The organism is Candidatus Obscuribacterales bacterium (assembly GCA_036703605.1).
GTDB lineage: Bacteria > Cyanobacteriota > Cyanobacteriia > RECH01 > RECH01 > RECH01.
Map to the genome: position 1 here is coordinate 1 of DATNRH010001212.1, position 7,235 is coordinate 7,235.

A 7,235-nucleotide genomic window follows, 5' to 3' on the forward strand; every position below is an offset into this window, starting at 1 on the left:
TAGATTACGGAAAAAGCCCAAGGATGATAGGGACGAAAAAGAGGACAAGTTCACAAAAGTACTCCAAACAGGGGTGAAACAGTCACAACATCCGCCACGAACCCAGGGATTGCGCTGGATGCTTACACAATCAGTTTAGACCTAGTCTACGGTCGTCGGTTGTAGTTGTGAAAGGGGGTTGGGAAGCTATGGTTAGGGGGCGATCGCTTTCCAGAACAAAGCGCATAGGATCGACCGTTGACCCTATGCGCTGGATGACTGAGTTGGACTTGCGTAGAGCGCTAATCGACGGCAGGTACAGCGGTGGAGCGGGGCAAGGAGGAGGCATTTTGGTTGGCAATGTCGATGCCGATGTAGATGCCTAGAGATTCTGCTACCTGCACCATGCAGCTATCGAGCTGAACCGGACCAGGGCAGCGATTTTCCTTATGGCATTGGCGAATGATCGGCATGACCTCATCCAGAGAGCAGGCCTGTACCTGACCGTTCCGCCAAACCACAAGCTGGTTATAGGTTTCTTCGGCAATCAAGTCGATAGCTTTTTTACCAAAGGCCGTGCCCAGTAAGCGATCGAAAGCATTAGGCGTACCGCTGCGCTGGATATGGCCCAGCACGGTGGAGCGGGTATCCACTTGGGTGAGTTCGCAGGCCGATTCATCATGGACGCCGCATAGTTCTCGGCTACGCTGATGAATTTGTTCGGCGAGGCGATCGCCAATATATTTCTCTTTTGCGCCATCTTGGTTTTTGACACCCTCAGAGATGACCACAAGGGCAAACTTACGGCGATTGTGGCGCAGGCTTTCTAGGCGTTGGCAGATCTGATCCACCACCATGCTGTTGAGAATGGGTACCAGTTCGGGAATGAGGATCACATCCGCACCCCCGGCAATACCGGCATTTAGCGCTAGGTGTCCGGCATCCCGCCCCATCACCTGCACCACCATGACGCGATCGTGGCTAGCGGCGGTAAAGGTGAGATCGTAGAGCATCTTGGTAACCGTATCAACAGCGGTGTTGTAGCCCACAGATTGCTCCGTGAAGGGCACATCGTTATCGATGGTTTTGGGAATGCCGATGACATTCCAGTTGCCTTTCTCTGCCAGTTGGCAAATAATCTCTAAACTGCCATCGCCGCCAATAGCAATCAGGGCATCAAGACCCAAACGTTCGTAGCCCGCTAGAATCTCTGCCTGCACATGGGGATCACGGGGATTGCCGCGACTGAGAGAACCGAGGATACTGCCGCTGAGAAACTGCAGGACATCTAGACCATGCAAAAGCCCAGGAATGTCGTAACCATGGTCAGATAGCTTGAGTTCTTCGGGAGAACAAAGCCCCTGAGCAACCCGAATGAAGCCGTCTGTGCCGTAGGGAATGCCATAGACATCCCATCCTTGCCGGCTGGCGCATTTCACCACCGAGCGAATCACTGCATTCAAGCCGGGGCAATCACCCCCGCTGGTTAAAATACCAATTCGTTTACGACGTTCCATAGATATTCTCCGCATGGACTAGACCCTTAGACGACTGGAGGGACAGCGCGTCTGCTACCGCACCAGATCCACTGAACTCATCCAATCCGGTTGATAGGTTTGGATGGCTTTCATGTACTGAGCACGCTCAAACTCGCTAGGGTTGGGACACCGTAGCTGGCTCATGCTGCCTCGAAGTTGTTGTACTGACTCATAATCATGCTCTTGGAGCCAAGTCTGCAACTCTTGTTCGATATTCTTCAAATGTCCGATGCCGTGGCGGAGCAGAACGCTGACCAGTTGGGTCACCGTTGCACCGGCCATGAGCATCCGCACCACATCTTGCCCTTTATGAATACCGCTGGTGGCGGCAAAGTCTACAGGAATGCGCCCATAGAGTAGCGCAATCCAGCGCATGGGCAGGCGCATATCTTGGGGGGTGCTGAGCAGTACGTGGGGACGCACTTCTAGCTCTTCGATATCGATATCGGGTTGATAAAAGCGGTTGAACAACACCAGACCATCGGTACCCGCCTCATACAGTTGATGGGCCATGTGGGCCATGTTGCTGAAATAGGGGCTGAGCTTCACCGCCACGGGAATCTGTACCACTGACTTGACGGCTTTGAGGATGTCGAGATACTGCTGCTCAATATCAGCGGCGCTGGTGTGGAGATCGGTGGGAATGGCGTAGATGTTGATTTCTAGGGCATCGGCTCCGGCTGCTTGGATCTGGCGGGCATAGTCTGTCCAGCCGCCGAGGGTGGAGCCGTTGAGGCTGGCGATGATGGGAATATCGACCATGTCCTTGGCGGCGCGGATGTGGTTGAGATAGATGTCAGTGCCCACATGGAACAGGTCAGGTTCGGGGAAGTAGGTGAGGGCTTCGGCGAAGCTTTCGGTGCCGTATTCCAAATGATGGTGTAATTCCAGACGATCGCTCCGTAGCTGCTCTTCAAAAAGCGAGTGAAGGACAACGGCGGCAGCGCCAGCATCTTCCATTTGCCGCAGGTGCTGGATGTCTTCGGTGAGCGGGGCGGCAGCTCCTACCACCAGGGGCGATCGCAGCTCTAAGCCTAGGTAGATTGTAGTCAAGTCCATAATCATGTCTCCTGCTGGGACGGTCTGACAAAGTGTCTGACAAGGTGTCTGACAACATGGGCTAGGGGCAAGATGGCCACCTAGCCCATGGATGAGGCTATGGGGCTGTGGGCTCCGAGGGAGGGCTGGTTTGCCCGTTCATCTGCCGTTCTGCCATGGATTGGTAGAGATGCCAGCGGGTGTTGACGTCGCCTTGGGCAGCTTTCAGAAGGCGTTTGGCATCATCAGGTTTGGTGCGGGTCAGCATCTTGAACCGATTTTCACGGTACATCGACTGTTCCACCGTGGACTTGGGCGATCGCGAGTCTAGCTGCAGGGGATTTTGTCCAGCATCGGCGCGGCGCGGGTCGTAGCGGTAGAGCAACCAGCGTCCTGAATCCACCAGGGCTTTTTGCTGCTGCATCCCTTCGGTCATGTTGATGCCATGGGCAATGCAGTGGGAGTAGCAGATGATTAGCGAGGGGCCATCGTAGGCTTCAGCTTCGATGAAAGCCCGCAGGGTGTGCTCATCCCTAGCCCCCATGGCGACGCTAGCCACATAGGCGTTGCCGTAGGTCATGGCCATGAGACCGAGGTCTTTCTTGGGAGCTGGTTTACCGCCTGCTGCAAATTTGGCAACGGCTGCCCGAGGCGTGGCTTTGGACATTTGTCCGCCGGTGTTGGAATAGACTTCGGTGTCGAGCACCAGGATATTGACGTTGCGACCGCTGGCGAGAACGTGATCTAAGCCACCGTAGCCAATGTCGTAGGCCCAGCCGTCGCCGCCGATGATCCAGACGCTTTTCTTCACCAGGTAGTCGGCCAGAGACTGGAGATTCAGCAGTTTGGCCCGTAGCTGAACGGCTGTTTGGGTAGCGGCATCTGTCGATGAACCACCGCCGACGTTCACCGGCACTCGTACGCCATGGTCATCCATTTGGGCCAGCCAAGCGGCGATCGCTTCTTTCAACTGGGCCACCTGCTGCCGCTGTTCGGCAATGTCGGCTTCGTCTCGTTGGGAATTGTTGAGAATTGCCGTGGCTAGGTCAACAGCAATGGGCGAATCTTGCAGGTCAATGGCGAGGTCGTGGAGCAATTCCCGAGCATATTGGGCTTGCTTATCGACGGAGACCCGGAAGCCAAGACCAAATTCAGCGTTGTCTTCAAACAGCGAGTTCGACCAAGCGGGGCCGCGACCCTCGGCATTGTGCGTCCAAGGCGTTGTAGGTAAGTTCCCGCCGTAGATCGATGAACAGCCGGTGGCGTTGGCCACCAACATGCGATCGCCAAATAGTTGCGTCGCTAGTTTAATGTAGGGAGTTTCACCACAGCCCGCACAGGCTCCAGAGAACTCAAATAGAGGCTCCTGCATTTGTTGCTGGGCGATCTTATGCAGGTTTAACGCTAAGCGATCGGGGTTGGGAACCTTGAGGAAAAAGTCCCAGTTGTCCCGTTCTTGTTCCCGCAGCGGTAGTTGGGGAGCCATATTAATCGCTTTCTTGCGGGGCTCTGCCTTATTTTTGGCGGGGCAAACATCAACACAAAGAGCGCAGCCCGTACAGTCTTCCGTCGAGACCTGAATGGTAAACTTCAAATCCGACCAAGACTTATCCTTGGCATCAACACTCTTGAAGGTCTCCGGTGCGCCGTCCAGCAATTGGGGCTCATACACCTTGGAGCGAATCACCGCATGGGGACAGACCATGACGCACTTGCCACACTGGACGCAAACGTCTGGATCCCACACCGGTACCTCATGGCCCACATTGCGCTTTTCCCACTGTGAGGTGCCGCTAGGATAGGTACCATCCACCGGCAGAGCGCTGACCGGCAGGTCGTCGCCTTGGCGGGCCATCATCTGTCCCAACACATTGCGCACAAAGGCGGGCGCGGTATCGGGCACCCAGGAATGGGTCTCGGCAGCGGCATCAGGAATGGCACCCACCGGAATCTCGTAGAGATGTTCTAGGGTTTGATCAACAGCCTTGATGTTCATCTGCACCACTTCCTCACCCTTCTTGCCGTAGGTTTTGCGAATCGCTTTCTTAATTTGAGCGATCGCTTCTTCCCGAGGTAAGACACCGGAGAGGGCGAAGAAACAGACCTGCATGACGGTATTAATCCGTCCACCCATGCCTGCATCTCGGGCTACCTTGAGAGCATTGATGCAGTAGGGTTTAATCTGTTTGGCTACAATGGCTTCTTGCAGCGATCGCGGCAGTCTTGCCCAGGTTTCTTCAGGATCGTAGATGCTGCTCACTAGGAAGGTTGCGCCAGGTTTTGCTTCTTTGAGTAGATCAAATTTTTCGACAAATTCCCACTGGTGGCAGGCAATAAAGTTGGCGCTAGTAATTAGGTAGGTAGAGTGAATAGGATCGGGACCAAAGCGCAGGTGAGATACGGTGACTGAACCGGATTTCTTGGAGTCATAGACAAAATAACCCTGGGCATAGTTATCTGTTTCTTCACCAATGATCTTAATCGAATTCTTATTCGCGCCTACGGTGCCATCGGAGCCTAGCCCATAGAAAATGGCCCGCACGACGTTATCGGGCTCAGTGGAGAAGCTGGAATCTACGTCCAGAGAGGTTAGAGTAACATCATCAATGATCCCCACCGTGAAGTGATTACGCGGCTCATCGACAGCTAAGGTATCCAAAACCGATCGCACCATGGCAGGGGTAAATTCTTTGGATGACAGACCATAGCGACCGCCTACGACGTGGATGGAGCGGTTTAACTCTCGTACAGCGCTCAGCACATCGAGATAGAGGGGTTCGCCAGCACTACCGGGTTCCTTGGTGCGATCGAGAACTGCTAGATGGGTAACTGTTCTGGGGAGGGCCGCGATGAAGTCCACCATCTCAAAGGGACGATAAAGCCGCACCTTGAGTACACCAACTTTTTCACCCTGGGCCACCAAGACATCCACGGCTTCCTGGGCCGTTTCACAGCCCGATCCCATGAGTACCACCACCCGATCTGCATCCGGTGCGCCGTGATAGTCATAGAGACGATACTGCCGGCCGGTGAGCGCGGCGAAATCATCCATCGCCTGTTGCACAATGCTAGGACAGGCATTGTAGAACGTATTGACGGTTTCCCTGGCTTGGAAATAGACATCAGGATTTTGGGCCGTGCCGCGAATGACAGGGCGATCGGGCGTTAGGGCCCGATGGCGGTGTTCAAAAATCAGGGATTGGGGAATAAAGTCCACCAAGGTGTCATCCGCTAACAGCTCCACTTTTTGGATCTCGTGGGAGGTGCGGAAACCATCAAAGAAATGCAGGAACGGAATGCGGGATTCGAGGCTAGCTCGGGTGGCGATCGCTGCCATATCCTGAGCTTCCTGCACCGAAGCAGAACAGAGCAAGCCACAGCCCGTGGCCCGCGCCGCCATCACGTCACTGTGATCCCCAAAGATCGATAGCCCCTGAGCTGCCAGCGATCGCGCCGCCACGTGTAGCACGGCTGGCGTCAGTTCTCCGGCAATTTTATACAGGTTGGGCAACATCAACAGCAGCCCCTGAGATGCGGTAAACGTGGTGGTGAGAGAGCCCGCTTGCAGTGCCCCATGCACCGCTCCAGCGGCCCCTCCTTCACTTTGCATCTCAACGACAGAGGGGACGGTGCCCCAAAGATTGGGCTGCTCTGCTGATGCCCAAGTATCCGACCACTCACCCATGGGCGAGGCAGGGGTAATGGGGTAAATGGCGATCACTTCGCTCAGGCGGTAGGCCACCCGGGCAACTGCTTCGTTGCCATCAATGGTTGCAAATGTTCTCTCTGTCATGGTTAAAGCCCTCTTAAAGACACCTGGGCCTTACAGAATAGACATCATGTAAGTACCAATCCAATGATCTTGATTTCTACTAGCTTGCTGGTGTTCAATCACTCGCTTTATCACTGATTTATGAAAGACCAAGTTAGGTTTAAGCTGTTAGATTACTTGCCAGACTTTTGCAACGAGTCTGTTACTTTTGTCGAGGAAGATATGTGAATCTAACTAACTAAAATAGCCAGCTTTCGTCCTTCAGTGGTATGAAATGAAGTCAACAGTTTACCGCCTTGGATTAGTTCCCATACCTCTATACTACCCCTATAAAACCCATCAAGAGTAGCCTTATAATTTTCTTCAGGTTACATCAGCGATCGCCCTTAAATTTCAACAATTAGGATTGTTTTATAACAATTTGCTACATTATTTTCAGGATTGCTGCCCTAGCTTCCTAAAGTGATGCTTCAGGTTCGATAAAATGAGTTACAAATTCAAGAAGTGTTGACATCGCCTGGGCGATCGCGGCTTGGGTGAGGGAGGAAACAGTGATGCCAATATCAAAGGTTTGGGTGGGTATGAGCAAACGATAGGCGGTGGGCGTTGCGCCATAGAGCTGGTGGGCGAGGTCGAGGAGCGATCGCATATCGAGGTGATGTCCTAAGGTGGGTGCAGTTGTCTTAGCTACTAAGCGCTCTAATCTAGGCTGGGTCAGGACTTCGCCAGGCATAGCCGCATCGACAAAGATCACGGTTTGGACGCCAGCCATCTCGGCCGCAAGTTCGGGAAGCAGTTGATGCACCGAGAGCGATCGCACCCCTATCCAGGCATGGGCAGCAATCTGATCCGCCATCTGCTCAGCAATGTAGTAGCCTGCGCCGTCATCCCCACGCAGGGTGTTGCCG

Annotated in this window: 4 protein-coding genes; all 4 read right to left on the reverse strand. The window is 54.0% G+C overall.

Annotated features, from left to right (window positions below; translation table 11 throughout):
- Positions 1-281: 281 nt before the first annotated feature.
- On the reverse strand, positions 282-1,496 hold the full coding sequence (locus V6D20_25050; GenBank protein ID HEY9819050.1) for an ATP-dependent 6-phosphofructokinase: 1,215 nt from the start codon (positions 1,494-1,496) through the stop codon (positions 282-284).
- 54 nt (positions 1,497-1,550) lie between these two features.
- A complete protein-coding gene (locus V6D20_25055; GenBank protein HEY9819051.1) occupies positions 1,551-2,576 on the reverse strand; it encodes a dihydroorotate dehydrogenase-like protein in 1,026 nt (341 codons plus the stop codon).
- Positions 2,577-2,673: 97 nt separating this feature from the next.
- Complete coding sequence (gene nifJ / locus V6D20_25060) at positions 2,674-6,348, reverse strand: pyruvate:ferredoxin (flavodoxin) oxidoreductase (GenBank protein HEY9819052.1); 3,675 nt, start codon at positions 6,346-6,348, stop codon at positions 2,674-2,676.
- A 436-nt stretch (positions 6,349-6,784) separates the two neighbouring features.
- On the reverse strand, positions 6,785-7,235 hold a 451-nt coding region (locus V6D20_25065), incomplete at its 5' end, for a hydrogenase maturation protease (GenBank protein HEY9819053.1).